The sequence below is a fragment of the Microbacterium sp. Marseille-Q6965 genome (assembly GCF_946151065.1).
GTDB lineage: Bacteria > Actinomycetota > Actinomycetes > Actinomycetales > Microbacteriaceae > Microbacterium.
Genome location: NZ_CAMGZA010000001.1, coordinates 308,506 through 334,070, shown reverse-complemented (window position 1 = coordinate 334,070; position 25,565 = coordinate 308,506). Strand labels below are relative to the sequence as shown.

Below are 25,565 nucleotides of genomic sequence, written 5' to 3'. Positions count from 1 at the left end.
CGCTTTCCGGCGCCTGATCGGCCGGGCCGGCGGCCGGCCGATCAGGCGCCGTAGCGCAGCACGAACTTGGCGTTGTCTCCCCGCAGCCGGCGGCGCACGTAGAAGACGGGGGCGCCCGCGGCGTCGGCGGTGACGCCGTCACGCACGAGCAGCGCGGTCCCGGTGGGCACGTCGAGCAGGCGCGCCTCGTGATAGTCCGCCGCGACGGCGGAGAACGCACGCCACCGGTAGGACAGATCCAGGCCGAGCCCGTCCCGAAGCGTCGCGATCACCATGCCGTGCTCGCCGAGGGCCTCCACGACGCCCTCCAGGCGCCGCGGGAACCAGTAGCTGTTGACGATCCACGCCTGGCCGGACCGCACCATGACGGTGTCGAGGCGGAAGAGGTCGGCGAGCGGCACGCCGAGTTCGCGTGCGGCGAGCTCGCCGTACCGGCCCGAGGCCTCGGTGACCGCCTCGATGCGCTCCTCGACGCGGAGCAACGGCCGCGTCGGCAGCAGGGTCTCGACGACGCCGTCGGAGTGCCCCGCGAGCGCCGCGTGCGTGGCGTCGTCGTCCGGCGCCGGCGCGGGGATCCGGGCGATGATCTCGACGAGGTCTGGCGGGGCGGCCACGAAGGTGCCCGTGCCGCGGCGGATCTCCACCGCGCCGAGGCGCTGCAGCTCGACGATCGCCTGTCGCACCGTGAGGCGGTTCACCTCGAACTCCGTCGCGAGCTCCGGCTCGCTGGGCATGCGGTCGCCGGGCCGCAGCGTGCCGTTCTGGATGCGCTCCCACAGCTCGGTCGCGATCCGCCGATAGAGGGGGATGCCGCCCTGCCGGGTGCGCGGTGCGTGACCCATCCTTCTCCTCTCCTTCCTCGGCGCGTCATCGACCGTTCACGTTGCCCGTTTAGACATCTAGATGTCCTGCTTCAACGGGCGCCGATCCCGCCCGGGCGCCCCTCAGAAAGGTAGCCCATGTCACGCAAGCTCCTCGTCCTGCCGCTCGTCGCGGTGTCGGGGCTCATCCTCGCCGGCTGCGGGTCCGCCGCCGGCACGAGCACCGCAGCGACCGGGTCGGCCGCGGCCGACACCGAGGCCACGGTCCACCTCCAGGTCGGGCTCGAGCCGACCAGCCTCGACGTGAGCGCGCAGTCCGGCGCGTCGCTCGAGCAGCTCCTGATCCCGAACGTCTACGAGGGCCTCGTCGACGCCGACGGTGAGGGCGGCTTCGAGCCGGCTCTCGCCACGGAGTGGAACGTGAGCGAGGACGGGCTCACCTACACCTTCACGCTCCGCGAGGGCGTGACGTTCCACAGCGGCTCGCCGGTCACCATGGACGACGTCGTGTGGTCGCTCGAGGCGGCCGCCGCGGACGACTCCCTCAACCCCGACGCGGGGCTCTTGGCGGGCATCGACGAGATCGAGCCGGTCGACGACGCGACGCTCGAGATCACGCTCGCCTCTCGTGACTCGGACTTCCTCGAGTCGCTCACCTCGAACGCTGGCGTCATCCTGGAGGAGGGCGCCGACGTGGACCTCGCCAATGAGACCAACGGCACGGGCCCGTACACCGTGACCCAGTGGAACCAGGGCAGCACGATCACGCTGGAGCGCAACGACGACTACTGGGGTGACGCGCCCCTGAACCGCGAGGTCGTCTTCCACTACATGACCGACGCCACGACGGCCGCCAACGCGCTCCTCGCCGGCGAGATCGACATCCTGACGACGACGACCGCGGACACCCTGCCCATGTTTGAGGGGGACGACGCCTTCACCCTCACGGAGGGAGACTCCCGCAGCTGGATGACGCTCGGCTTCAACAACGCCGTCGCTCCCCTCGACGACGAACGCGTGCGCCAGGCCATCCGGCGTGCGATCGACAAGGACGGTCTCATCGAGGTCCTGGGCGGCCAGGCCACGCGCGTGGGGAGCATGACCAGCCCCTCCGACCCGTGGTACGAGGACCTCACCCACATCGACGCGTACGACCCCGCCTCGGCGCGCGAGCTGCTTGCCGAGGCCGGGCAGGAGGACCTGGAGCTCACGTTCCGGGTGTCGAACACCTACGACACCCGCATCAGCGAGTACGTCGCGGCGCAGCTCGCGGAGGTCGGCATCACCGTGACGATCGAGCAGATGGAGTTCTCCACGTGGCTCGAGCAGGTGTTCACGGGCGGCGACTACGAGCTGACGATGGTCCTTCACGTCGCTCCGGCGCTTGCCAAGAACTACAGCAACCCGGATTACTACTGGAACTACGACGACGCCACGGCGCAGCAGCTCGTCACCGCTGCCCGCGAAGCACTCAGCCCGGAGCAGCGCAACGAGAACCTCCGAGAGCTGGCGCGGCACATCAGCGAGCAGGCCGTGAGCGACTGGCTCTACTCGCCCACCGCCACGATCGCCGCGAGCGCCGATGTCACGGGGTTCCCGGTGGACGGCATCGCCAACCGCCTGCCCGTGTCCGGGATCCAGGTCGCCGCGCGGTGACCCTCGCGACCGAACGCGGTGCCGCGGAGCAGATCGTCTCCGCGGCACCGCCGCGCGCGGCCGCTGCGCGCCTTGGCGCGAGCACGCTGCGCCTCGTCCTCGGCCAGCTCGTCGTGCTCGTGGGATCGCTGCTGACGGCGAGCGCGGTGATCTTCTTCGCGATCGACCTGCTTCCCGGAGACCTCGCCCTGACGAAGGCGGGGATCGACGCCTCGCCCGATCAGGTGGCCCTCATTCGTGCCGAGCTGGGACTCGACCGGCCCTCGATCGTGCGCTACCTCGAGTGGCTCGGCGGCGCGCTGCGCGGTGACCTGGGCGTCTCCCTGCTCGACAATCGTCCCGTCGCCGACGCGATCGCGGAGAAGATGCAGGTGACCCTGCCGCTGTGCATCCTCGCGCTGGGCATCAGCGTGGCGGTCGCGCTGCCGCTGGGCGTCCTCGCCGCCGTCGGCCGGGAGCGCTGGTACGGGCAGCTGATCGGCGCGTTCACGCAGCTCGGCATCGCGGTGCCCGCGTTCGTTCTCGGGCTGCTGCTCGTGACCGTCTTCGCCGTCCGTCTCGACCTTCTCCCGGTGCAGGGCTTCCCGCGCGAGCGCTGGGCGGATCCCGCCAGCGCGGTGGCCTCTCTGCTGCTGCCGGCGGTGACCCTGGCCGTGCCGCAGGCCGCCGTCCTCGCACGGTTCGTGCGGTCCGCCATGTCCGACGCGCTGTCGCAGGACTGGGTGCGCACGGCCCGCGCGCGAGGATGGCGGCTGCCGGCCATCGTGTGGCGACAGGGGCTGCGCAACACGGCGCTGCCGCTCATCGCGGTGGTGGGGCTCGAGGCGGCCGGGCTCATCACCGGCGCCGTGATCGTCGAGCGGGTGTTCGCCCTTCCGGGCGTCGGCTCGATGATCCTCGCCGACGTCGACACGCGCGATCTCGGAAAGGTCCAGGGCACGCTCCTCGTGCTCACCGCGGCGATCATGATCATGACGCTCCTGCTCGATCTCGTCTACCGGATCGTCGATCCCCGGCTGCGGGCGGCCCGAGCATGATCGGCCGCCTGCTCTCGCGCCCCGACGGCGCCTTCGGCCTCGCCGCGGCCGCGCTGCTCATCGGCTGCGCGATGCTCTCGCTGGTCTGGACGCCATACGACCCGCTGGCCGTGGACCCGGCCGCCAGCTGGCAGCCGTTCTCGTTCGCGCATCCGCTGGGCACGGACTCCCTCGGTCGCGACCAGGTGAGCGCCCTGCTCGTCGGCGCACGGGTGACGTTGTTCGCCACCGTCGTGGCCACCGCCATCGCCGCGGTGCTGGGCGTGGCGATCGCGTTCGCGCTGGCCCTCGCGCCGCGAACGCTGTCGTCGCTGCTGGAACGGGCCGTCGACGTGGCCATCGCGTTTCCGACCCTGATCGTCGCGATCATCCTCGTCACGGGCTTCGGCGCGTCGACCTGGGTCGCTGCCGTCTCGATCGGCTTGGCCGCATCCGTCGTGGTCGCCCGCACCGTGCTGCCCGAGCTGCGTCGTGCGCTCCTGAGCGACCACGTCCTCCTGGCGACCGCCTCCGGCGCCGGCACCTGGCGCATCGTGAGCCGCCACGCCCTCCCCTCCGTCCTGCCCACGCTGATCGTGCGCCTGACGCAGATCATGGCGGCGTCGGCGCTGGCCGAGGCGGCGCTGAGCTATCTCGGCTTCGGCACGCCGCCGCCCACCCCCAGCTGGGGGCGCTCGCTCTCCGATCTGCAGTCGCAGATCGTCATCCGCCCGGAGTACCTCATCGCCCCGGCCGTGGCGATCGTCATCGTGGTGCTCGGATTCAACCTGCTCGGCGACGCGCTTCGCGACGTCCTCGACCCGCGGTCGCGCGTGACGGCGGTCGAGGACGAGGCGGCGCCGCGCCCAGAACGAAAGGGAGCCACCCTGTGACTCTTCTCGACATCACCGACCTCACGATCGAGATCGGCGGCCGGCGACTCGTCGACGGCGTCTCGTTCGCCGTCGCACCGGGGGAGCGCGTGGGTCTCATCGGCGAGTCGGGGAGCGGGAAATCGCTGACCTGCTTCGCCCTCACCGGCCTGCTGCCGCCGACCGCCGTCGTGACCGGCAGCATCGTGTTCGAGGGGGAGAACCTCGTGGGGGCGGACGAGCGCCGGCTGTCGGCGATCCGCGGGCAGCGGGTCGGCATGGTGTTCCAGGAGCCGGCGACGGCGCTCGACCCGCTGCAGCCCGTCGGCCGTCAAATGGTCAGCGGTATGGCCGCGCGGCGCAGGCTCTCCCGCACCGATCGGCTGCGCGAAGCCCGTCGGCTCGCCGTCGAGGTGGGCCTGCCCGAGCCGGAGTCGATCGTCCATCGCTACCCCCACGAGCTCTCGGGCGGGCAGCGTCAGCGGGTCGTGATCGCGGGTGCGATGGCCACGGCGCCGTCGCTCGTCGTCGCCGACGAGCCGACCACGGCGCTCGACGTGACGGTGCAGGCCAGGGTGCTCCGTCTTCTCGAGGAGCGATGTGCCGCGGCCCACAGCGGTCTGCTGCTCGTGACGCACGACATGGCGGTGGCCATGCAGAGCTGCGATCGGATCGTCGTGATGCGGCGGGGACGCGTGATCGAGGAGGGCACGCCGAGCCGGCTGATCGCGTCGCCGACCGACCCGTACACCGCGATGCTCATCGATGCGGCCTACGAGACGAGCTGGCAGCCGACGCAGGACGAGCCCGTGGGGGTGGCGGCGTGAGCGAGCTGTTCCGGCTGACGGAGGTGGGCCACCGCTACGTGCGGGGTGCCGCACCGGCCCTCGAGGACGTCTCGCTCGCCCTGCGGCAGGGCCGCAGTCTGGGCATCGTGGGCGAATCCGGCTCGGGCAAGACGACCCTGACGCGCGCGCTCCTGGGGCTGCTCGCCCCGTCGACAGGCAGCGTCACGTACCGTGGCGAACCCGTGCCGCTCGGCCGGCGCGGCGGCGCGGCGGCGCGGCGATTCCGTCGCCGCGTGCAGCTCGTGCTGCAGGACCCGTTCGCGTCGCTCAACCCGCGTGCGCGGGTGGGGGAGATCGTCGCCGAACCCCTGCGGATCCTCGAGCCCCGCAGCGATCCCCGGCCCCGGGTGGCGGAGGTCCTCGCGGCCGTCGAGCTGGACCCCGGTCTGGCGCGACGATGGCCGCACGAGTTGTCGGGCGGCCAGCGGCAGCGGGTGGCCATCGCCCGGGCGATCGGCCCGCGGCCGGAGGTGATCGTGGCCGACGAACCCGTCTCGGCGCTCGACGTATCGGTGCGCCGCAACGTCATCCGGCTGCTGCGGCGTCTGGCCGAGCACGAGGGGGTCACGCTCGTCGTCGTCTCTCACGACTTCGGGATCGTGCATCGCCTGTGTGCCGAGACCGCCGTCATGCACGGCGGACGCATCGTCGAGCAGGGGGAGACGCGGGAAATCCTGGAACGCCCGGAGCACCCGTACACGCGCGGCCTCCTCGAGAGCATCCCGCGGCTGCCGCCGCGGAACGCCCGGGAGCGCGCCGGAGGCGCCGCATGAGCGCCGTGCTGCACAACCTGCGAGACGTCGGCGGCCTCCGGGCGCGCGATGGCGTCGTGACGACGGGCCGCCTCTACCGGTCGGCCGCGCCGCTGCGCGACGACCCCGGCATCGGCGACATGGTGCGTGCGTTGGGGATCGGCACGGTGGTCGATCTGCGCGATCCCCGCGAGCGCGAGCTGAGTCCGGCGGTCTGGGCGCGGGCGGGGCTTCACGTGCGGGAGGTGCCGGTGTTCGGCGGGCGCCTCGCGAGCATCCGCTTCGACACGCTCGGCGAGCTGTACGAGGTGATGATCGAGCGTCACATCGCGGCCGTCGTGGCCGCCGTGGAGGCCGTGGCGAGCGCGCCCGGCCCCGTGCTCGTGCACTGCACGGCGGGCAAGGACCGTACGGGCGTGGTGACCGCGCTGATCCTCGAGGCGCTGGGGGTGGCGCGGGAGGACGTGCTCGCCGACTTCGCGCGCTCCGAAGAGGTGCTGGGCGAGGCGTACCTGCGCGATCTGTTCGCGGGCGTCGACATGTCGCGCCTGCCGGGCGGCGCCGCGCATCGCGCCGTGTCGTCGCCGCCGCACCTGCTGCGCGGCGCGCTCGAGCGGATCGACGCACGCCACGGCGGGGCGGAGGCGCTGCTGCGGGAGCACGCGGCGTCGGACGCGGTCGGGTCGCTCACCGCCGCGCTCATCGTGCCGGCCGCCGAGGCCGCGGCGCGGATCGGGCACCCCGCGGCGACGACCTAGGATTGAACCCATGGCCCACGCGGAACTCATGGACTTCGACAAGGCGCTCGAGCTGTTCGAGCCGGTGATCGGCCTCGAGGTGCACATCGAGCTGAACACGAAGACCAAGATGTTCTCGCCCGCGGGGAACCCGGCCAACACCGACAACCACGACGCGGCACCCAACACGCTCGTCGCGCCCGTCGACATGGGCCTGCCCGGCTCGCTGCCCGTCGTCAACGGCGAGGCCGTGCGCAAGTCGATCAGCCTCGGCCTGGCCCTGGGATGCTCGATCGCGCCGTCGAGCCGTTTCGCTCGGAAGAACTACTTCTACCCCGACCTGGGCAAGAACTATCAGATCAGCCAGTACGACGAGCCCATCGCGTTCGAGGGCTCCGTGGAGGTGGAGCTCGCCGACGGCACGACCTACACGGTGCCGATCGAGCGTGCCCACATGGAGGAGGACGCGGGCAAGCTGACCCACGTCGGCGGGGCCACGGGCCGCATCCACGGCGCGGAGTACTCGCTCGTCGACTACAACCGTGCGGGCGTGCCGCTCGTCGAGATCGTCACCAAGCCGATCCTCGGGGCGGAGCACCGCGCGCCGGAACTGGCGAAGGCGTATCTGGCCACGATCCGCGACATGGCGATCGCGCTGGGCATCAGCGAGGCGCGGATGGAACGCGGGAACATCCGCTGCGACGCGAACGTGTCGCTGCGTCCGCGGGGCGCGGAGAAGCTCGGCACCCGCACCGAGACGAAGAACGTCAACTCGATGCGCTCGGTGGAGCGCGCCGTGCGCTACGAGATCCAGCGCCAGGCGGCGATCCTCGCCGGCGGGGGCCGCATCGTCCAGGAGACCCGGCACTGGCACGAGGACACGGGGGTCACCTCGCCCGGCCGCCCGAAGTCCGACGCCGACGACTACCGCTACTTCCCGGAGCCCGACCTGCTCCCGGTCGAGCCGTCCGCCGAGCTGATCGAGCAACTGCGCGCGGCGCTGCCGGAGGCGCCCGCGACCCGTCGCCGCCGGCTGAAGAACGAGTGGGGCTTCACCGACCTGGAGTTCCAGGACGTCGCCAACGGCGGACTGCTGGCCGAGGTGGAGGCGACGGTCGCCGCGGGCGCCGCGCCGCAGGCTGCGCGCAAATGGTGGACGGGAGAGATCACCCGCATCGCGAACGCGCAGGGCCGCGAAGCGGCCGAGCTCGTGTCGCCGGCCGATGTGGCAGCGCTGCAGCAGCTCATCGACGCCGGCACGTTGACCGACAAGCTGGCACGGCAGGTGCTCGAAGGCGTCATCGCCGGCGAGGGCACGCCGCAGGAGGTCGTGGACGCGCGGGGTCTGGCGGTCGTCTCGGACGACGGAGCGCTCATCGCCGCGATCGACGAGGCCCTGGCCGCGCAGCCCGACGTGCTCGAGAAGATCAAGGGCGGCAAGGTGCAGGCGGCCGGCGCGATCATCGGCGCCGTCATGAAGGCGATGAAGGGGCAGGCGGACGCCGCGCGCGTGCGCGAGCTCATCCTCGAGCGCGCGGCGCAGTAGCGGGTCTGCCCGCCTGTCGGTGGACGGCGGGAGAATGGACGCATGGGTCGGGCGGACGGAACGGGGCGGCTGGTATCGCCGCCCGATGCCGACGATTCCGGAACCGGCATCCTGCACGTCGACATGGACGCGTTCTATGCCGCCGTGGAGGTGCTGGACGACCCGTCCCTGAGGGGCAAGCCCCTCATCATCGGGGCTCCGGAGAGTCGGTCGGTCGTCTCCAGCGCCTCGTACGAGGCGCGTCGCTACGGCGTTCGCTCGGCGATGCCGGTCGGGCAGGCGCTCCGGCTGTGCCCGCAGGCCATCGTCGTGCCGCCGCATTTCGACCGGTACCGCGCCGTCTCGGCGCAGGTGATGGAGATCTTCCGAAGCATCACGCCTCTCGTGGAGCCGCTGTCGATCGACGAGGCGTTCCTCGACGTGCGCGGGGCGCGCCGGTTGTGGGGCAGCCCCTCGCACATCGCCCGCATGATCCGCACGCGGGTGGAAGACGAGGTCGGCATCACCTGCAGCATCGGCGTGGCGGCCAGCAAGCACGTGGCAAAGATGGCCTCGACCCTCTCGAAGCCCGATGGTCTGCTCGTGGTCGCCGGTGCCGACACGCTGGACTTCCTCGAGCCGCGCTCGGTGCGAGCGATGTGGGGCGTGGGCCCGAAGACGGCCGACGCGCTGGAGAGCCGCGGCATCCGCACCATCGGCGACATCCGCCGCACGCCCCTGCCCGTGCTCGAGCGGGTCGTGGGGCAGGCGTCCGCTCGGCGGATCTCGGAGTTGTCACGCGGAGTCGACGTGCGCGAGGTGCAGACGGAGCGCGCGGAGAAGAGCGTGGGCCACGAGGAGACCTTCGCCGAGGACGTCGCCGACGTCGAGATCCTTCGCGCGGAGCTGCTGCGCCTGGCGGATCGCGTGGCCGTGCGTCTGCGCCGCGCGGGCTGGGAAGCCGCCGGGGTCGCCATCAAGGTGCGCTTCGCCGACTTCTCCACCATCACGCGCTCGCAGACTCTTGCCGAGCCCACCGACGTCGGGCAGCGCATCGGCGAGGCCGCGCGCGAGATGTTCGCCGCGGTCGACCTGCGCGCGCCGGTTCGTCTGATCGGGGTGCGCGCCGAGCGGCTGCAGGCGGCGGGGGGAGGTGCCCTCGCTCTGTGGGACGAGGACGAGGACTGGCGCCGGGTGGAGGGCGCCCTCGACGAGGCGGTGGCACGGTTCGGGTCGGGAGCGCTCACCCGCGCCGCGTTCCTCGGTCGCGACCGCACCGCGCGCCTGCCGGCGCACCCGAGGCCTCCGGAGGGAACCGACTGACGCGGTGGACGCGGAGGGGTCGTCCGTGGGCGCGAAGCCGGGTAACGTGGGCCCATGCCCAACATCGCGATCGAACTCGGCAGGATCTCGTCCCAGCTCGGCGTGAACGCGTCGTACGGTGAGCCGCAGGACGTCGACGGGGAGAAGATCATCCCCGTCGCCGCGACGTGGTCCGGGTTCGGTGGCGGATCGGATGAGGCGGGCAACGGCGGTGGCGGCGGTGGCGGCTTCACGGCACCCGTCGGCGCCTACGTGCGCCGCGACGGCGCGCTGCGGTTCGAGCCGAACCTCATCGCGCTGCTCGCCGTCGGCATCCCGTTCGTGTGGGTCGCGGGCGGGGCGCTGCGCAAGATCATCCGTGCCCTCAAGAAGTAGCGACCCGTTCGGCGCGGCCCTCGACGGCGCGCTTCAGACCGTGGTGGCGGCCGTCGTCGCGCGGGGCCGTCCGCGCCCGTGCGTCCTGATCGACGGGCGCAGCGGCTCGGGCAAGACGACCCTCGCGGCGCGGCTCGCCGAGGGTTGGCCGCTCGCCGAGGAGCCCCAGGTCGTGGCGATGGACGACTTCTATCCGGGATGGGACGGGCTCGACGAGGCGTCCCGGATGCTTGTGACGGACATCCTGAGACCGCGCGCGGACGGGGGAGCGGTCCGGTACCGCCGCTGGGACTGGGAGGCGAGTCGCCCCCGAGGCCTGAGCGAGGCCGGGCGCGTGGCCCCGGACCGAGGTCTCGTGATCGAGGGATGCGGCGCGCTCACGCCGCAGAGCCGGCCGTACGCCGATGTCGCCGTGTGGGTGGACGCCCCCGAGGCGTCGCGTCGGGCACGGGCGCTGGAGCGGGACGGCGACGGTTACGCCCCGCACTGGGAGCGGTGGGCACGGCAGGAGGACGCACACATCGCCGCGCACGCACCGACCCGCCTGGCCGACCTCGTGTTTCGGCTGCCCTAGGCCGCTGTCAGCGCGACTCCTCCGCCGCCTGCACGAGACCCTCGAGGCGGTAACCGAGCCAGTCGTACACCGCGAAGCGCGGATCGGAGGGATCACGATCGTCCTCGGTGCGAACGCCGAGGCGGTTCGCGATCACGAGCCGCACGGCGGTGAGCGTGCGCAGCCACGAGTCGATGGCCTCGTCGGAGATCGCGATGTCGACGGGGGTGAAGTCGGCGTCGCTGCCGTCGGCGTGCTCGATGCCCTCCAGGGCGCGCCGCACGACGGCGGCGTCGTGTGCGCGCCGGTGCAGCAGGTCGCCGCGCGTGAGGGTGCGGAACTCTCGCGACGCCTCCGGGTCCTCCGGGTAGGCGTCCGGAGTGAGCCGATCCAGTGCCGGGTCGGGATCCGTCGGCGTCGCGTTGACGAGATCCGTGAACTGGCCGATGAGATCCGCCAGATGATCGGCCTCGATCCGCGTGAGCGTGAGCATGATGATCCGGTCGCTCATGCGCGGCCTCCTTCCCGCACGGTGGCCCACAGGCCGTAGTCGTGCATCGCCCGCGCGTGGAGCTCCATCTGCTCCCGCGCGCCCTCCGCCACGACGGCGTGGCCGTCGTGATGCACCGCGAGCATCAGCTGGGTGGCGCGCTCCTCGGTGTACCCGAAGTACTCGCGGAACACGCGCACGACATAACTCATGAGGTTGACGGGGTCGTTCCACACGACCGTCTGCCAGGGTCCGCTCGTGGCCGGGCGCAGGTCCATCTGCTCGTCCAGCTCAGGGAGTGCCGTGCTCATGCCCAACCCAGTTCGTGAAGCCGCTCGTCGTCGATTCCGTAGAAGTGCGCGATCTCGTGCACCAGCGTGGTGTGAACCTCGTCGCGCAGCTCTTCCATCGTCTCGCACTGGGCGAGGTGCGGCTCACGGTAAACGATGATCCGATCGGGCAGCTCGCCCATGCCGTATCGATCGCGCTCGGTGAGCGCGAGACCGTCGTAGAGCCCGAGCAGGTCGAGTCCGCCGTCCTCCGGGCGATCCTCGACGACGAACACGACGTTGACGAGGCCGTCGACCATCTCGTCGGGGAGCTGGTCGAGCTCCTCGACGACGAGCGCTTCGAACTCCTCGCTGCTGAGCTGCAGAGGAAGGGTCGTCGACGCGGGATCGATCATCTGGGGTGGCTAACCGGGCTTGAACCGGCGACCTCCTGGACCACAACCAGGCGCTCTACCAACTGAGCTATAGCCACCGTGGCCCCCATCCGCGAGCGGTGCGGGGACAACCGCTCCATTCTGTCACACTTCCGCGCCGAATGACGAAACGACGGCCGAGGCGATGGCGCGGGCGCCGTCGCTCGTGGGGCCGGGTTCGGGCACGAACACGGCGCGTCGGTAGTACTCGAGCTCGCGGATCGACTCGAGGATGTCGGCCAGGGCGCGGTGCCCGCCGTCCTTCGCGGGGGCGTGGATGTAGGCACGCGGGTACCAGCGGCGCGAGAGCTCCTTGATGCTGGAGACGTCCACGCTGCGGTAGTGCAGGTACTCGTCGACCTGAGGCATGTACTTGGCGAGGAACATCCGGTCGGTGCCGATCGTGTTGCCGGCGAGCGGGGCCTTACGCTCCTGCGGCACGAAGCGCTTGATGTACTCGAGCGACATGCGCTGCGCCTCCTCGAGCGAGACGCCGTCGGCGAGCTCGTCGTATAGGCCGCTGGACTTGTGCATGCGCGTGACGAACTCGCCCATGTTCCGGAACGCGGCCTCGCTCGGGCGGATCACCACCTGGAAACCGGGATCGAGGATCCGCAGGTTGAAATCGGTCACGACGATCGCGATCTCCACCAGCTCGTCGACCGTGAGGTCGAGGCCCGTCATCTCGCAGTCGATCCAGACGAGCCGGTCGTTCTCGGAAGCTCCCACCATGGGTCCCACCCTAGCCGTGGGGCCGGACGAGGCCGCCGAGAGCCCGTGCATCGGTGGCGGGGAGCGAGGATTCGGGTCCCCCAGGCACGATTCGAACGTGCGACCGGCGGATTAGAAGGCCGCTGCTCTATCCACTGAGCTACTGGGGGTCGTCCTCCAGATTAGCGAGCCTTCCTGGTCGGCGGACGCGCGTCCGCTCGCCCACGCGCCCGGGGCAGCGTCAGCGGGAGTGGCGGAGGGCGGCGACGGCCTCGTCCGCCGTCCAGAACGCGCCGAAGTCGATGAACGCGCCGGTGGCGCGGTGCAGGCGCTCCGCGCGGTACCGCAGGCCGAGCGGGTCCCCGACGACCCGCACATGACCGATGACGCGTTCGTTGTGCGCAACCACGCGCCACAGGTCGGCGGCGGCGCGCACGAGACGCTCTCGCGGGTCGCGCAGCGGGGGAGTGGCGTAGGGCACGCGCGGGGCGGTCTGCAGATCGGTCATGGTCATCTCCTCTCCGCGCGCCACGATACGAGGGGCCTCCGACATCGGCGCCGGTGCGGCCCGCACTGACTACGCTGGAGGGATGCAGACCTTCGTGCTCGCCGGTGGATGTTTCTGGTGTCTCGACGCCGCGTACCGCGCTCTCGACGGCGTGGAAAGCGTCGTGTCCGGTTACACCGGCGGCACGGTCGCGAACCCGTCGTACGAGCTCGTCTGTACGGGGGCGACGGGTCACGCCGAGGCCGTCGCGGTCACCTTCGACCCCTCGCGCATTCCCTCCGAGGTCATCCTCGACGCGTTCTTCACGATGCACGACCCGCGCCAGCTCAACCATCAGGGTGCCGATCAGGGCACGCAGTACCGCTCGGCGATGTTCTTCGCCGATGACGAGCAGCGTGCGCTGTTCGAGACGGCCCGCGAGCGCGCGACGCAGCTCTGGGACGCGCCGCTCGGCACCACCGAGGGCACCGTCGTGACGACGATCGAGCCGCTCGGCGCCTTCTACGACGCGGAGGACTACCACCAGGACTTCTTCGCGAAGAACCCCACCCAGGGCTACTGCCTCGCGGTCGCGGTGCCGAAGGTGAACAAGGTTCGCGCGTCGTTCTCGCAGTACATCCGCTGACGCGACTCGCTCACAGCCGGCGTCCGCCGCGCCGGCCGTCCACGATCGTGTGCCGAGCCCGCACGCGCCTCCGTGCTCGCGGCACGCTGAAGAACGATCCGCACGGATCGCTTCAGCGAGAGGACACACCATGAGCGACATCATCACGATCGCGGGCAACATCGCGACCGAGCCGAGTCAGATCACCACCCCGAGCGGCGCCGTGATCACCCGCTTCCGCGTGGCCAGCAGCAGCCGCCGCCGCGACGCGAGCACGGGGGAGTGGATCGACGGACACACCAACTGGTACACCGTCTGCGCCTACCGCCATCTCGGCGCGAACGCCTACGCCTCGCTGCGCAAGGGCGAGCGGATCGTCGTCTGCGGTCGACTGCGGCTGCGCCGTTGGGAGAACGAGGACCGGCACGGCATGGAGGCCGAGATCGATGCCGACTCGCTCGGCCACGACCTGCTCTTCGGTACGAGCGCGTTCGCGCGGGTGTCGCGGCCCCAGTCCGAGACGGTGACCGCCGAGACGACCGCCCGGGCGGGCGCCGGCTCCGGCCACGGTCGGGGAGCGGACAACGCGTGGGCGGTCGCGCCCGAGGGGGACGTGGGGCAGGAGGGCCCCGCCGCCACGCGCGAGGGTGAGAGCGTGCCGTTCTGACCCGACAGGCGGTCGTGGGACGCGCGAGCGACCCGCCTGCGTCCGCACGGTGCCCGCCGTCGCCCGCCTACACTCGGCGCATGAGCACCCGCCGGGCCGCCCTGCGCTCCCTTGCCCTCATCGCGCTGACGTGGGGCGCGTTGGGGCTGGCCGCGTGCGCGCCGGAGCCGAAGGCGGCGTCAACGGCAACCGCGACCCCGGCGCCCGCCGTGCCGGCGCCGACCGCGTCCGCGGCCGCCGAGCCGGTAGTCATCCCTGACGGCACGGCGACCGACAACCTTCCGGTGTTCGCGAGCGTGGTTGCGCAGGTGTGGGCCTCCGAACGCCGCGCGGAAGGACGCGCCTATGTCGATGCCCTCGTCGCGGCGGGATTCGACAAGGGTGCGATGCAGGTGACGCGAGACCTGTCCACCGTCGGCAACCCCTCCGAATCGATCCTGTTCTCGGTGCGGTGGGGCACGGAGTGCCTGATCGGCCAGGTGGGCCCCGAGACCGGCGAACCCGTCGCGACCGTGCAACCGGCGCTGGGCGCACGGCAGGCCTGCCTGCTCGGCGACACGCGGCCGATCGACTGGTAGCGCCCGACCGACCCGCCGCGGCTGCACGGTGCGACGTGGTTCGCGCCGATGCCGCAGGGATTCGGCGCGCGCGCGGGCGGGGCCCCTAGACTGGGTCACGCTATGGCGGAATATATCTATCAGATGGTCAAGGCCCGCAAACAGGTGGGCGACAAGCTGATCCTCGACGACGTGACGATGGCGTTCCTTCCGGGCGCGAAGATCGGCATGGTGGGCCCGAACGGCGCCGGTAAGTCGACGATCCTGAAGATCATGGCGGGCCTGGACACCCCGTCGAACGGCGACGCCACGCTCTCGCCGGGCTACTCCGTCGGCATCCTCATGCAGGAGCCCGAGCTGGACGAGTCGAAGACCGTGCTCGAGAACGTGCAGGACGGCGTGCGCGAGATCAAGGACAAGGTCGACCGCTTCAACGAGATCTCCGGTCTCATGGCCGATCCGGACGCCGACTTCGACGCCCTGCTCGACGAGATGGGCAAGCTTCAGGAGGCCATCGACGCCGCCGACGCGTGGGACCTCGACGCCCAGCTCGAGCAGGCCATGGACGCCCTGCGCACGCCCCCAGGCGACGCGCAGATCTCGAACCTCTCGGGTGGTGAGAAGCGGCGCGTCGCGCTCTGCAAGCTCCTGCTCGAAAAGCCCGACCTGCTGCTCCTGGACGAGCCCACCAACCACCTCGACGCCGAGAGCGTGCTGTGGCTCGAGCAGCACCTGCAGAAGTACGCCGGAGCCGTGATCGCCGTCACCCACGATCGCTACTTCCTCGACCACGTCGCGCAGTGGATCGCCGAGGTCGACCGCGGACGCCTCTACCCCTACGAGGGCAACTACTCGACGTACCTCGAGAAGAAGGCCGAGCGCCTGGACGTGCAGGGCAAGAAGGACGCCAAGCTGCAGAAGCGCCTCAAGGACGAGCTGGAGTGGGTGCGCTCGAACACGAAGGGGCGCCAGGCCAAGTCCAAGGCGCGTCTGGCTCGCTACGAGGAGATGGCCGCCGAGGCCGAGCGCACCCGCAAGCTGGACTTCGAGGAGATCCAGATCCCGGCGGGTCCGCGTCTCGGCTCGATCGTGATCGAGGCGAAGAACCTGCAGAAGGGGTTCGGCGACCGCACGCTCATCGACGGGCTGAGCTTCAGCCTGCCCCCGAACGGCATCGTCGGCGTCATCGGCCCCAACGGCGTCGGCAAGACGACGCTGTTCAAGACGATCGTGGGGCTCGAGCCGCTCGACGGCGGCGACCTGAAGATCGGCGAGACGGTCAAGATCAGCTACGTCGACCAGACGCGTTCGAACATCGACCCCGAGAAGAGCCTCTGGGAGGTCGTCTCGGACGGGCTCGACATCATCACGGTGGGCAAGACGGAGATCCCCTCGCGCGCCTACGTGTCGAAGTTCGGCTTCAAGGGCCCCGACCAGCAGAAGAAAGCCGGCGTGCTCTCCGGTGGTGAGCGCAACCGCCTCAACCTTGCGCTCACCCTGAAGGAGGGCGGCAACCTGCTGCTGCTCGACGAGCCGACGAACGACCTCGACGTCGAGACCCTGCAGTCGCTCGAGAACGCGCTGCTGGAGTTCCCCGGCTGCGCCGTGGTCATCACTCACGACCGGTGGTTCCTCGACCGCGTCGCCACGCACATCCTCGCCTACGAGGGCACCGAGGAGAACCCGGCGAACTGGCACTGGTTCGAGGGCAACTTCGAGGCGTACGAGGAGAACAAGATCGCGCGCCTCGGCCCGGACGCGGCGCGCCCGCACCGCACGACCTACCGCAAGCTGACGCGCGACTGAGCCGCACGACGAAGGCGCCCCCCGGATCCGATCCGGGGGGCGCCTTTGCGTGGAGCGGGGCCGATCAGCCGATCACTCGGTGACGATCGTGTCGAACGCGTCGGGGTTCTCCTCGAGCCAGGCGTCGATGGCCTCGGCCTCCTGGCCCTCGCCGTACTCGTTGACGACGAGGTCCTCGAGTGACGCGTACTGCTCGTCGTCGAGCTGGATGCCGGCGATCAGCTCGGCCGCCTCGGGGAACTCCTCCGCGAAGCCGGAGGTGCCGAGGAAGTGCAGGGCCTCGTTGCCGCCCATGCCGCCGTTCGGGTCCTCGAGGTCCTTCACGTCGTACGAGCCGTAGGCCCAGAACGGGCGCCACAGCGTGACGACGATGTCCTCCTCGTTGTCGATCGCGTTGCCCAGCTCGGTGAGCATGGCCGCGGTCGACGACGTGACGAGCTCGTACTCCTCGTCGAGGCCGTACTCGGGCATCGCGACGTCCTGCGTCTGGGCCGTGAGGCCGGCGCCCGGCTCGATGCCGATGATCTTGCCGTCGAAGCGGTCCGCGTTGCCCTTGAGGTCCTCGATCGAGTCGATGTCGTCCATGTACGACGGCACGGCGAGCGTGAGCTGTGCACCCTCGTAGTAGGCGCCGAGGTCCTCGATGTCGTCGCCGTACTCCTCCATGTACGAGGCGTGTGTGAGCTCCGGCCACGCCGACGGGTAGATGTCGACGTCGCCCTGCGCCAGGCCGGCGTACAGCGGGCCGGCCTCGGTGAGCGTCTGCATCTCGACGGTGTAGCCCAGCTTGGTGAGCTGGTCCTCGAGCAGGTAGGCGGTGCTCAAACCGTCGGTCCACGAGGGGATGTAGCCGAGCGTGATCGTGCCGAGGTCGCCGCCCTCGGCGTCGCCGTCGCCGGCGCCGCCGTTGGCGCACGAGGTGAGCGCGAGCGCGCCCACGGCGCCCATCGCGAGGATGCCGGTCAGGTGTCGCTTCTTCATGATGTCCTTTCGTGCCGCGCCGGTCGGCGCGGACTGGGGAGGGGATGTGCAGGTGGGAGGGGCCGCACTTGTCGGTGCGGCAGCGGAGCGGATGCGCGTCGCACCGCCCGGACGCGGCCCGTCGGGCGCGTCAGGCGCCGGTCGGCACCGGCGCGCGGCGCGGCGAGGCCTGCTCGCGCGCGATCTCGTCGGAGATCGTCGTGGTGGCGCGCCGCGTGGCGCGACGCTGGCGCAGCATGCCGAGGAGCGAGCTGCGGTAGTCGGCGGGGTTGCCGAGCGCGGCGGTCACGCGATCCAGGAACACGGCGAGGAACACCACGCCCAGGCCGTTCTCGACGCCCTTGGCGATGTTGATCGTCGAGATCGCCTCGACGACGTTCTTGCCGAGGCCGTCGGCGCCGGCGATGCCCGCGATGACGGCCATCGAGAGCGCCAGCATGATCACCTGGTTGACGCCCGCCATGATGGTGGGCACCGCCAGCGGCAGCTGCACGCCGCGCAGGATCTGACCGGGCGTGGCGCCGAAGGCCTGGCCGGCCTCCACCGTCTCGGCGTCGACGCCGCGAATGCCCAGCTCGGTCATGCGCACGCCGGGGGGCAGCGCGAAGATCATGGTCGCGATGACGCCGGGGACGACGCCGATGCTGAAGAACACGATGGCCGGGATGAGGTACACGTACGCCGGCATCGTCTGCATGAAGTCGAGAATCGGCTTCACGACGGCGCGCACGGTGGCGTTCCGTGCCGACCAGATGCCCACCGGGATCGAGATCGCCACCGCCACGAGGGCCGCGATCAGCACGAGCGCGAGCGTCTGCATCGCAGGCTCCCACACGTCCATCGCGGCGATGAGGGCGAACGTGACGAGCGTGCCCACGCCCATCTGCCACGACCGCACCAACCAGCTCAGCAGCGCGGCGACGAGTATGGTCACGACGAACGGCGTCGCCACGAGCGCGTCGGTCAGGGTCTCGACGAGAAGGCGCACGACGAGCGAGATGGCGTCGAGCAGCCACTCGAGGTTGTCCTTGATCCAGTCGACGCCGGTCGCGATCCACTCGCCGAGGGGAATGCGGAAGCCCTCCATCAGCGCACCTCCTCGGTCGTCTCGGCACGCGCCTCGGTCTCGGCGAGCAGCTGGTCGATCACGGTGGTCGGCACGGGCGGCTGCGGCAGCGTGATCTCCTCCGTCGCGCCCGGCCCGGGGCCGAGCGCCGCCAGCAGCGTCACGCGCGGAATGACGCCGAGCAGCCGGCCCGACGCGTTCGTCACGGCGACGGGAAGCTTCGACTCCACCGCGGGCACGAACAGGTCCATCAGCACCGCGTTCTCGTCCACGGTCACCGCGTCGCGCTTGACGATGCCCCCCAGGGCGTTCTCGCCGCGGCGAACCAGCTTGATGGCGTCGCGGTCCTCGACCGTGCCGACGAGGCGGCGGTCGCGGTCCACGACGTACGCGGCGGCCGATTGGGCGTCGCGCATCGTGCGCAGCGCCGTGCGGGGGCCGGCGGACTCGGCCACGACGGGGCGCGGACGCTCCATCACGGCTGAGGCGGTGAGCACGCGGGCACGGTCGACGTCCTGCACGAACTGTTCGACGTAGTCGTTGGCCGGATCCGTGAGAATGTCCTCAGGGGTGCCGATCTGGACGATCCGTCCGTCGCGCATCACCGCGATCCGGTCGCCGAGATACATCGCCTCGTTGAGGTCGTGCGTGATGAAGATGATCGTCTTGCCGAGTGAGGCCTGCAACTCGAGGAGCTGATCCTGCATCTCCCGACGGATGAGGGGGTCGAGGGCGCTGAAGGCCTCGTCCATGAGAAGGATGTCGGTGTCGGCGGCGAGGGCGCGGGCGATGCCGACCCGCTGCTTCATCCCGCCGGAGAGCTCGGCGGGCAGTTTGCTGCCCCAGCCGGCGAGACCCACGAGCGTCAGGATCTCCTCGGCCTTCGCGAGTCGCTTGTCGCGGGCGACGCCGCGCAACTCGAGCGGGTAGGCGACATTGTCGGCGACGGTGCGGTGGGGCAGCAGCGCGAAGTGCTGGAACACCATGGAGATGCGCTCCCGCCGAAGCTCGCGCAGGCGGGCGGGTGAGACCCCGGTGAGCTCGTCCGTGCCGACCCGGATCGTGCCGGCGGTCGCGTCGTGCAGGCCGTTCAGCATGCGGATGAGCGTCGACTTGCCCGATCCCGACAAGCCCATGACGACGAAGATCTCGCCGCGGCGCACCTCGAAGGAGGCATCGATGACGGCCGCGGTCGTGCCGCCGCCGAGCCGATCGCGCGGCGTGCCGGAGCGCAAGCGCTCCACGGATTCCTGTGGACGGCGGCCGAAGACCTTGTACAGGCCCTCGGCGCGGAGTGCGATGTCGCTGTCGGTCAACGTTCTCCTCTGCCGGCCGTGCGCGGGCGGCCGGTGATCGGTAACGGTCCGGGCAGACGGGTTCCACGGTCGTCTCGGGTGTGACGGTGGTGGATCGCCGGCCATACGCCCGCCGCGGGGCGGCGTTCGCGGGCCTGGTTCGGGAGGAAACCGACGTGCGGTTCCCAGTGGTCGGACGGCGGTACGCATGCCCGACCGGCGCGGCGATGAGTCTATCGATCCCTCGGAAAATGTCTACTCAGATGCGACGCGCCGAGGTACCTAGACCCGGGGAACGAGTTCTCAGATCCGCGGAATCATGCGGTTCTCAGGGCGATGGTCATCGTTATGCGACCGTGACTCAGGCGCCCTGCGAGAATGACCGGATGACCCGCCTGCATGTGCCCGTGCATCTTCGCTGGGGCGACCTCGATGCGTTCCAGCACGTCAACAACGCCAGCTTCGTGAAACTGCTCGAGGAGGCGCGCTTCCGTGCGTTCTGGCTCCACGAGGATCCTGCCAAGGCGACCCCGTTGGCCGTGTTCGACGCCGATCTGCGTGTGGCCGGCGAGGGACCGTTCTATCCCCTCATCGCGGCGCAGCAGGCCGAGTACCTCGCGCCGATCCCGTACCAGCAAGACCCTCTCGACGTGCGCATCTGGTTCGGTCGGCTGGGCGGCGCGTCGGCGGAGCTGAAGTATGAGGTGTGGGGCGGCGTCGGCGGCGGCACGCTGTTCGGTCGGGCGAGCGTGACCGTCGTGCTGGTGTCGCCGGACACCGGGCGGCCCGTGCGCATGCCCGACGCGATGCGGAGAGCCTGGGAGCCGTACGTCGAAACGTCGGAGGCGAACTGACGGCGCCCGTGGAGCCGAACTGCGAGAGACTGGAAGGGTGACCCTCCAGTCTGCTCGTTCCCTCGCACGCGTGGGTGCCGCCGCGCGCGCCGACTTCCCGTACTTCGCCGCGCATCCCGATACGGCATACCTCGACTCCGGAGCGACGTCGCAGCGTCCGGCGTCCGTCATCGATGCAGAGGCCGCATTCGCCCGCTCCGACTACGCGGCTGTGCACCGCGGGTCGAGCATGGCGACCGGCGAGGCGACCGCCGCCTTCGAGGATGCGCGCGAGCGGGTGGCGGCATTCGTCGGCGCGGGGGAGCGCGAGATCGCGTGGCAGGCGGGCGCCACGGACGCGCTCAACACGATCGCGCTCGGCATGTCGGACGCCTCGCTCGGACTGGGCGACGAGCGCTTCGCGCTGCGCGAGGGCGACGAGATCCTCGTGACGGAGGCCGAGCACCACGCGAACCTCATCCCGTGGCAGCGGCTCGCGCGCCGCACCGGTGCCGTGCTGCGGCACGTCCCCGTCAACGACGCCGGCATGTGGACGATCGACGACCTGCGGGCGCAGGTCGGCCCGCGCACGCGGGTGGTGGCCTTCGCGCACGTGTCGAACGTGACCGGTCAGATCGCCCCCGTCGCGGACGTGGCCGCGGCGGCGCACGCCGTCGGCGCGTACACCGTGCTCGACGCGTGCCAGTCGGTGCCGCATCTGCCCGTGGACCTCGCGGCGCTGGGCGTGGACTTCGCCGCCTTCTCGTCGCACAAGATGCTCGGCCCCACGGGCATCGGCGCGCTCTACGGCCGCGCCGAGCTGCTCGACGCTCTGCCTCCCGCGCGCACGGGCGGCTCGATGATCACCACCGTGACGATGGAGGACGCGCAGTTCCTGCCGTCACCGCACCGGCTCGAGGCCGGCACGCAGCCGGTGTCGCAGGCCGTGGGCTTCGGCGCGGCCGTTGACTACCTCTCCCGCGTGGGCATGGATGCCGTCGCCGCCCACGAGGCCGAGATGGCGGCGTTGCTCGTTGACGCCGCCGCCTCGGTTCCCGGCGTGCGGGTCGTCGGCCCCGCGGCGGGCGAGCCGCGGGCGGCCCTCGTCAGCGTGATCGTCGACGGCGTGCACGCGCACGACGTCGGTCAGTTCCTCGACGACCGTGGGGTGACCGTGCGCACGGGCCACCACTGCGCGCAGCCGCTGCACCGGCGGCTCGGCGTCGCCGCCACCACCCGTGCGAGTGCCTCGGTGTACACCACGGCGGACGACGTGGAACGCTTCAAGGCCGCGCTCGGCGAGGTGCGGGCGTTCTTCGGGGCGGACCGATGAGCGGCGAGCTCGAGGGCCTGTACCGCGAGCTGATCATGGATCACTCGCGCGACCCGCACGGCAAGGGCGACCCCGCCGGTCTCGCGCACACGCACCACGAGCTCAACCCGTCGTGCGGCGACGAGATCACGCTCGGCGTCACGCTCGATGCCGACGGCCGGATCGACCGGCTCGCCTGGGACGGCCAGGGATGCAGCATCTCGATGGCCTCCGCGTCGATCATGTCGGAGCTGCTCGAGCACGCCGACCGCGACGAGGCCTTCGCTCGCATCGGAGAGTTCCGCGAGATGCTCCGCTCGCGCGGCGCGGTCGAGCCGACGGAAGCGCTCGGCGACGCGGCGGCGTTCCAGGGCGTGGCCAAGTACGTCATGCGCGTCAAGTGCGCGATGCTCGGTTGGGTGGCCCTGGAGGCGTGCCTGACGGCGTCCCGCGCGGCGTGAGGACGTCGTCGGCGACGCTCAGGCGCGGTCGGGAACCCGCAGCATGATCTCCTGCGCCACGGTGGCCACGAGCGCGCCGTCGCGGCGGTAGAGGCGACCGAGGGCGAGCCCGCGCCCACCCTGGGAGCTCGGCGACTCCTGCACGTACAGCAGCCACTCGTCGGCCCGCGCGGGCCGGTGCCACCAGATCGCGTGGTCGAGGCTCGCGGTCTTCACGCCCCGGTCGCTCCACGCCACGCCGCTCGCGCGCATCACCGGCTCCTGGATCGTGAAGTCGCTGAGGTAGGCCAGCGCCGCTCGGTGCAGCGCCGGGTCGTCGCCCAGGGGGCCACGGATCCGCGTCCACACGGTCTGCTGCGGCGACGGCTCGTCGACCCGCAGCCAGATGTCGCCGGTGGTGTGCCGCACCTCGATGGGGTTCGCCCGCAGCAGCAGGCCCGACTGCGGATGATCGGCATGCGTCTGTGCGGGGTCGGGCAGATCCTCGGGCGCTGGTACGTCGGGCATGGGCATCTCGTGCTCCATGCCCGGATCGTCGTCCTGGAACGAGGCGATCCCCGAGAAGATCGGGACCCCCTCCTGGTACGCCTGGATGCGGCGGCGTGAGAAGGAGCGCCCGTCGTGCACGCGGTCCACAGCGAAGGTGATGGGTGCGCGCACATCCCCGGGCCGCAGGAAGTAGCCGTGCAGCGAGTGGGGGTGGCGATCGTCGGGCAGGGTACGCGTGGCGGCCACGACGGCCTGCGCGAGTACCTGCCCGCCGAAGACGCGGCCGCTCGGCATGGGGTGCGAGGTGCCGACGAAGATGTCGTTCGAGGTGCGGGCCCCGGTCTCGTCGAGCGCGAGCACCTTCCGCAGCATCTCGACGGGATCGGAGGGAAGGTCGCGGGTCACGAGAAAGTAGTCTAGGTCGGATGGCCCCCCGACTCCTGCTGGCCGACGCCGACTCCGCCCGCGACGCCCTCACCTTCGCGGGGCGCGCGGCCCAGGCGGGCGCCGAGGGGGTGCGCCTCCAGGGAGCCGGGGGAGTGCTCGCGATGACGAGCGCGGCGCTCGCGCCGCGCGGCCTGCTGGACCGCACGCCGACCGTTCTGGCCATGCGCGTGCTGGCGGCCGATCCCGAGCTGGAGTGCGATCTCGTGGTCGCCGAACTCGCGGCCACGGACGAACCGTCCGCGTTGGCGCTGCCGGACACCGCCATCGCGCCGGCGTGGGCGGGCATCGCGCCGCCGCGTGGCGGTTGGGAGCCGCGCGGCGAGATCGCCGCCGCCACGCTGGCGGGTCGGGCGCAGTGGGGGATCGCGGCCGTGGCCGAGCGCCTGCCGCAGAACCCGGGCGAGGACGTGGTGCGCGCCGTGCGCGGCTCGGTGTGGAGCACGCCGGACGACGACCTCGGAGGTCTGCCGCTCGGCGTCGCGTTCGCGGCCTTCACGTTCGGGTTCATCGGCGGCGAGGAACAGGCCCGCGTGACCGTCTCGGGCCGGTGGACGCGCGTCACGCTGCGCCGCGGCCACGTGCTCAGCCGCGGCCCGGCCGCATCGGGTCTGACCGACGTGCGGCCGACCGGCCGCTGACGCGTCTCAGTCGCCCGCGGGCGCGGCTCCGGGCGTCGGCTCGAACGTGTTCACCATGGCGTGTGCCGCGCGCTGCAGGTAGTCCCACAGGGTCGCCTCGTGCAGCGGGGAGAGGCCGAGCTCGTCCACGGCCGCGCGCATGTGCGCGAGCCAGCGGTCGCGTGCGTCCGGGTTGACGTGGAAGGGGGCGTGCCGCATCCGGAGCCGGGGGTGACCGCGCTGCTCGCTGTACGCGGTGGGGCCGCCCCAGTACTGCTCGAGGAACAGCAGCAGGCGCTCTTGCGCGGGCCCCAGGTCCTCCTCCGGGTACATCGGTCGCAGCACCGGGTCGTCGGCGACGCCGCGGTAGAACGCCTCGGCCAGCCGGGCGAAGGTCGCGCGGCCGCCCACCTGCTCGTAGAAGCTGGTCTCGTCGGTCACTTCTTCTCCTCCCCGGAGCGCTCCGCGTCCGGCTCGGCTCGGTCCCGTTCCGGGCCGCCGCTGCGCTCTGTCGCCGCCGCGGCCCGGCGCGGGTGCCACGTGGGGCGGGCGGGAATCGTCTGGGGCCGCGTCGGCGGGTTGACGCCCCGCACGCGCAGCGCGCCCTGGGCGCCGGTCAGGTCGACGCTCGCCACGCCGGGCAGCTCGACGCCGCGCGCGCGGAGCTCGTCGCGCAGACGCTTGCGCAACTCGGCCGCGACGTCCTCCTTCGTGCTCGGCTTCGACTTCACGACGAGGCGCATCACGAGGGTGTCGCCGCTGACCGACTCGAGCCCCCACACCTCCGGATCGCCGATCAGGCGGGAGCGCCACGCGGGATCGTGTGCGAGCTCCGCGGCGACGCCGCCGAGGGTCTGCTCGACATCGTCGACATCGACGTCGGCGGGCAGGCTCACGTCGAGCACGACGCGCGACCATCCCTGCGACATGTTGCCGATGCGCAGGATCTCGCCGTTGCGCACGTACCAGAGCGTGCCGTTCACGTCGCGCACGTGCGTGATGCGCACGCTGACGTACTCGACGACGCCCGAGGCGAGCCCGACATCCACCACGTCGCCGATGCCGATCTGGTCCTCGGCGACGATGAAGATGCCGTTGAGCACGTCCTTGACGATGTTCTGCGCGCCGAAGCCGAGGCCCGCACCGACCGCGGCGCTCAGCAGAGTGAGGGAGCCGAGCAGGTCGGGCGCGAGGATCCCGATGACCAGGAGCGCCGCGATGACGAACAACGACACGTTGACGATGTTCGTCAGGATCGACCCGAGGGTCCGGGAGCGCTGCACGATCCGCACCGATGCCAGCGGTGAGCGCTCGATCGCGCGCGTGTCGGCGACGTCCGCCTTGCTCTTCGCGCCCTCGACGATGCGATGCACGACGCGCTGGATGACGCGGCGCAGCACCCACGCGATGAGCACGCAGACGGCCACCGTGACGGCCGCCCAGAGCACCTGCAGCCCCACCTGCCGCAACGTCTCGAGCACGCCGAGCCAGAAGTCCGGATCGACGGGCGTGTCAGTCCCGGTGTCGAAGGCACGCATCT

At 71.3% G+C, this 25,565-nt stretch carries 30 protein-coding genes and 2 tRNA genes; 18 read left to right on the top strand and 14 right to left on the bottom strand.

Annotated features, from left to right (window positions below; all coding sequences use genetic code 11):
• Positions 1-41: 41 nt before the first annotated feature.
• Entirely contained in the window at positions 42-842 is an 801-nt protein-coding gene (locus N8N77_RS01660) for a GntR family transcriptional regulator (protein ID WP_261164106.1), read from the bottom strand.
• Positions 843-959: 117 nt separating this feature from the next.
• Here N8N77_RS01660 and N8N77_RS01655 point away from each other — a divergent pair, with 117 nt between their 5' ends.
• From N8N77_RS01655 to N8N77_RS01610, 10 genes are read left to right on the top strand one after another with little or no spacing between them, the layout of a single operon-like run.
• Positions 960-2,477, top strand: coding sequence for an ABC transporter substrate-binding protein (locus N8N77_RS01655; RefSeq protein ID WP_261164104.1), 1,518 nt, complete (start codon positions 960-962; stop codon positions 2,475-2,477).
• Entirely contained in the window at positions 2,474-3,514 is a 1,041-nt protein-coding gene (locus N8N77_RS01650) for an ABC transporter permease (protein WP_261164103.1), read from the top strand. The genes N8N77_RS01655 and N8N77_RS01650 overlap by 4 nt, the downstream gene beginning before the upstream one ends.
• Positions 3,511-4,386 carry an ABC transporter permease gene (locus N8N77_RS01645; protein ID WP_261164101.1) on the top strand — a complete coding sequence of 292 codons (876 nt, stop codon included), beginning with the start codon at positions 3,511-3,513 and terminating at the stop codon, positions 4,384-4,386. Before N8N77_RS01650 ends, N8N77_RS01645 begins: the two co-directional genes overlap by 4 nt.
• Positions 4,383-5,192 carry an ABC transporter ATP-binding protein gene (locus N8N77_RS01640; RefSeq protein ID WP_261164099.1) on the top strand — a complete coding sequence of 270 codons (810 nt, stop codon included), beginning with the start codon at positions 4,383-4,385 and terminating at the stop codon, positions 5,190-5,192. The genes N8N77_RS01645 and N8N77_RS01640 overlap by 4 nt, the downstream gene beginning before the upstream one ends.
• Positions 5,189-5,986 carry an ABC transporter ATP-binding protein gene (locus N8N77_RS01635; protein ID WP_261164098.1) on the top strand — a complete coding sequence of 266 codons (798 nt, stop codon included), beginning with the start codon at positions 5,189-5,191 and terminating at the stop codon, positions 5,984-5,986. Before N8N77_RS01640 ends, N8N77_RS01635 begins: the two co-directional genes overlap by 4 nt.
• Entirely contained in the window at positions 5,983-6,723 is a 741-nt protein-coding gene (locus tag N8N77_RS01630) for a tyrosine-protein phosphatase (RefSeq protein WP_261164096.1), read from the top strand. Before N8N77_RS01635 ends, N8N77_RS01630 begins: the two co-directional genes overlap by 4 nt.
• A 10-nt stretch (positions 6,724-6,733) precedes the next feature.
• A complete protein-coding gene (gene gatB / locus N8N77_RS01625) occupies positions 6,734-8,248 on the top strand; it encodes an Asp-tRNA(Asn)/Glu-tRNA(Gln) amidotransferase subunit GatB (protein ID WP_261164094.1) in 1,515 nt (504 codons plus the stop codon).
• Between the two features lie 42 nt (positions 8,249-8,290).
• Entirely contained in the window at positions 8,291-9,550 is a 1,260-nt protein-coding gene (locus N8N77_RS01620; protein WP_261164093.1) for a DNA polymerase IV, read from the top strand.
• A gap of 54 nt (positions 9,551-9,604) precedes the next feature.
• Positions 9,605-9,925, top strand: coding sequence for a hypothetical protein (locus N8N77_RS01615; RefSeq protein ID WP_261164091.1), 321 nt, complete (start codon positions 9,605-9,607; stop codon positions 9,923-9,925).
• Positions 9,909-10,499 carry a hypothetical protein gene (locus tag N8N77_RS01610; RefSeq protein WP_261164090.1) on the top strand — a complete coding sequence of 197 codons (591 nt, stop codon included), beginning with the start codon at positions 9,909-9,911 and terminating at the stop codon, positions 10,497-10,499. The genes N8N77_RS01615 and N8N77_RS01610 overlap by 17 nt, the downstream gene beginning before the upstream one ends.
• A 7-nt stretch (positions 10,500-10,506) precedes the next feature.
• Here the strand turns inward: N8N77_RS01610 and N8N77_RS01605 are convergent, their stop codons facing one another.
• The 7 genes from N8N77_RS01605 to N8N77_RS01575 all read right to left on the bottom strand — a co-directional run bounded on the left by N8N77_RS01605 (position 10,507) and on the right by N8N77_RS01575 (position 12,890).
• Positions 10,507-10,989: a DUF2017 domain-containing protein gene (locus N8N77_RS01605; RefSeq protein WP_261164088.1), complete on the bottom strand. Its 483-nt coding sequence runs from the start codon at positions 10,987-10,989 to the stop codon at positions 10,507-10,509.
• Entirely contained in the window at positions 10,986-11,279 is a 294-nt protein-coding gene (gene clpS, locus N8N77_RS01600) for an ATP-dependent Clp protease adapter ClpS (protein WP_261164087.1), read from the bottom strand. Before clpS ends, N8N77_RS01605 begins: the two co-directional genes overlap by 4 nt.
• Positions 11,276-11,653: a metallopeptidase family protein gene (locus tag N8N77_RS01595; RefSeq protein WP_261164086.1), complete on the bottom strand. Its 378-nt coding sequence runs from the start codon at positions 11,651-11,653 to the stop codon at positions 11,276-11,278. The genes clpS and N8N77_RS01595 overlap by 4 nt, the downstream gene beginning before the upstream one ends.
• Position 11,654: 1 nt before the next feature.
• A tRNA-His gene (locus tag N8N77_RS01590) sits at positions 11,655-11,730 on the bottom strand.
• A gap of 46 nt (positions 11,731-11,776) precedes the next feature.
• Positions 11,777-12,403 carry an oligoribonuclease gene (gene orn / locus N8N77_RS01585; RefSeq protein WP_261164085.1) on the bottom strand — a complete coding sequence of 209 codons (627 nt, stop codon included), beginning with the start codon at positions 12,401-12,403 and terminating at the stop codon, positions 11,777-11,779.
• Positions 12,404-12,479: 76 nt separating this feature from the next.
• A tRNA-Arg gene (locus N8N77_RS01580) sits at positions 12,480-12,552 on the bottom strand.
• Between the two features lie 71 nt (positions 12,553-12,623).
• Positions 12,624-12,890 (bottom strand): hypothetical protein, encoded by a 267-nt coding sequence (locus N8N77_RS01575; protein WP_261164084.1) that lies wholly within the window; start codon positions 12,888-12,890, stop codon positions 12,624-12,626.
• Between the two features lie 82 nt (positions 12,891-12,972).
• Between N8N77_RS01575 and msrA the strand changes: the two genes are divergently transcribed.
• The 4 genes from msrA to ettA all read left to right on the top strand — a co-directional run bounded on the left by msrA (position 12,973) and on the right by ettA (position 16,524).
• Positions 12,973-13,515 carry a peptide-methionine (S)-S-oxide reductase MsrA gene (msrA, locus tag N8N77_RS01570; protein ID WP_261164083.1) on the top strand — a complete coding sequence of 181 codons (543 nt, stop codon included), beginning with the start codon at positions 12,973-12,975 and terminating at the stop codon, positions 13,513-13,515.
• A 130-nt stretch (positions 13,516-13,645) separates the two neighbouring features.
• The gene (locus tag N8N77_RS01565; protein ID WP_261164082.1) at positions 13,646-14,161 is read left to right on the top strand and encodes a single-stranded DNA-binding protein; all 516 of its coding nucleotides are present in this window, start codon (positions 13,646-13,648) and stop codon (positions 14,159-14,161) included.
• A gap of 80 nt (positions 14,162-14,241) precedes the next feature.
• On the top strand, positions 14,242-14,739 hold the full coding sequence (locus N8N77_RS01560; RefSeq protein WP_261164081.1) for a DUF6993 domain-containing protein: 498 nt from the start codon (positions 14,242-14,244) through the stop codon (positions 14,737-14,739).
• Between the two features lie 102 nt (positions 14,740-14,841).
• Complete coding sequence (ettA, locus tag N8N77_RS01555) at positions 14,842-16,524, top strand: energy-dependent translational throttle protein EttA (RefSeq protein ID WP_261164080.1); 1,683 nt, start codon at positions 14,842-14,844, stop codon at positions 16,522-16,524.
• 72 nt (positions 16,525-16,596) lie between these two features.
• Here the strand turns inward: ettA and N8N77_RS01550 are convergent, their stop codons facing one another.
• From N8N77_RS01550 to N8N77_RS01540, 3 genes are all read right to left on the bottom strand, one after another.
• Entirely contained in the window at positions 16,597-17,505 is a 909-nt protein-coding gene (locus N8N77_RS01550) for a glycine betaine ABC transporter substrate-binding protein (RefSeq protein ID WP_261164079.1), read from the bottom strand.
• 130 nt (positions 17,506-17,635) lie between these two features.
• Positions 17,636-18,592, bottom strand: coding sequence for a proline/glycine betaine ABC transporter permease (locus tag N8N77_RS01545; RefSeq protein ID WP_261164078.1), 957 nt, complete (start codon positions 18,590-18,592; stop codon positions 17,636-17,638).
• Complete coding sequence (locus N8N77_RS01540; protein ID WP_261164077.1) at positions 18,592-19,887, bottom strand: glycine betaine/L-proline ABC transporter ATP-binding protein; 1,296 nt, start codon at positions 19,885-19,887, stop codon at positions 18,592-18,594. The genes N8N77_RS01545 and N8N77_RS01540 overlap by 1 nt, the downstream gene beginning before the upstream one ends.
• Before the next feature lie 365 nt (positions 19,888-20,252).
• Between N8N77_RS01540 and N8N77_RS01535 the strand changes: the two genes are divergently transcribed.
• The 3 genes from N8N77_RS01535 to sufU are packed head-to-tail and all read left to right on the top strand — an operon-like array spanning position 20,253 to position 22,472.
• Positions 20,253-20,720: a thioesterase family protein gene (locus N8N77_RS01535; RefSeq protein ID WP_261164075.1), complete on the top strand. Its 468-nt coding sequence runs from the start codon at positions 20,253-20,255 to the stop codon at positions 20,718-20,720.
• A gap of 37 nt (positions 20,721-20,757) precedes the next feature.
• Entirely contained in the window at positions 20,758-22,032 is a 1,275-nt protein-coding gene (locus N8N77_RS01530) for a SufS family cysteine desulfurase (protein WP_396652761.1), read from the top strand.
• A complete protein-coding gene (sufU, locus tag N8N77_RS01525) occupies positions 22,029-22,472 on the top strand; it encodes a Fe-S cluster assembly sulfur transfer protein SufU (protein ID WP_261164074.1) in 444 nt (147 codons plus the stop codon). Before N8N77_RS01530 ends, sufU begins: the two co-directional genes overlap by 4 nt.
• A gap of 18 nt (positions 22,473-22,490) precedes the next feature.
• Here the strand turns inward: sufU and N8N77_RS01520 are convergent, their stop codons facing one another.
• Positions 22,491-23,333: an acyl-CoA thioesterase II gene (locus tag N8N77_RS01520; RefSeq protein ID WP_261165587.1), complete on the bottom strand. Its 843-nt coding sequence runs from the start codon at positions 23,331-23,333 to the stop codon at positions 22,491-22,493.
• Between the two features lie 53 nt (positions 23,334-23,386).
• On the opposite strand from N8N77_RS01520, the gene N8N77_RS01515 reads away from it, so the two are divergent.
• Entirely contained in the window at positions 23,387-24,046 is a 660-nt protein-coding gene (locus tag N8N77_RS01515) for a hypothetical protein (protein WP_261164073.1), read from the top strand.
• Positions 24,047-24,052: 6 nt separating this feature from the next.
• Here N8N77_RS01515 and N8N77_RS01510 read toward each other — a convergent pair whose 3' ends face one another.
• Entirely contained in the window at positions 24,053-24,466 is a 414-nt protein-coding gene (locus N8N77_RS01510) for a globin (RefSeq protein WP_261164072.1), read from the bottom strand.
• The gene (locus tag N8N77_RS01505) at positions 24,463-25,563 is read right to left on the bottom strand and encodes a mechanosensitive ion channel family protein (RefSeq protein ID WP_261164070.1); all 1,101 of its coding nucleotides are present in this window, start codon (positions 25,561-25,563) and stop codon (positions 24,463-24,465) included. The genes N8N77_RS01510 and N8N77_RS01505 overlap by 4 nt, the downstream gene beginning before the upstream one ends.
• Positions 25,564-25,565 lie beyond the last annotated feature (2 nt).